Raw genomic sequence first — 622 nt, 5'->3', positions numbered from 1 at the left:
CGGACGCGTCGGCAGGCGACGGTCGGCCGCGCGCAGCGGGGACCGGCGGGCGGGTGGTGGAGCTGCGGGACGGTTCACCCGAGCCCCGGGGCGCAGTGGAATCCGGAGAGTCCGGAACCGAGTTCGGGAAGCGCGCGGCGGAATGCGGGGACGACATGCCCGGGACCCGCGACGGCGCGGCCGAATCCGGAGAGTCCGGAACGGAGTTCGGTGAGCGCACCGCGGCGGCGGGAGAGTTCGGACAGTGCCGGGCAGAAACCGCCGCGGCCGCGGCCGACATTCCGGAACGTGGGCCGCGGTCGCGCGAGCCCGGCGGCGACGTACGAGAATCCGCCGCGGAGTCGCGGGATCTCGGCGCGGTGTCGTCCGGGGAGTCGGCGGGATCGCGGGAGGCGGCCGGTGCGGTGCGAGGGACTGTCGTGCCGGCGCCCCGGTCGGTCGCCACTCCTCGTCCGGAGCCGTCCGGCCCCCGGCACGCCGTGCGCCGCCTGAGTCCGGAACCCCTTCGGCGCGCCCTCGAAGCGGCCCGCCCGCTGCCCACCGAACGCTTCACCGTGTACCGGGCCGAGGACGGCACCACCCGCCTCGACACCGCCGACTCGCCGCCGCCGGAATCTTCCTG

The 622-nt window shown here is 76.5% G+C and carries 1 protein-coding gene; it reads left to right on the top strand.

Annotated features, from left to right (window positions below; all coding sequences use genetic code 11):
• Nucleotides 1–155 precede the first annotated feature (155 nt).
• A partial coding sequence (locus tag ON31_RS29480; RefSeq protein ID WP_218007399.1) for a hypothetical protein occupies nt 156–622 on the top strand: 467 nt, incomplete at its 3' end.

Source organism: Nocardia otitidiscaviarum NBRC 14405 (assembly GCF_000308635.1).
Classification (GTDB): Bacteria; Actinomycetota; Actinomycetes; order Mycobacteriales; family Mycobacteriaceae; genus Nocardia; species Nocardia otitidiscaviarum.
The sequence above is the reverse complement of the archived record's forward strand: the minus strand, read 5'-3'. Positions and strand labels throughout refer to the sequence as shown.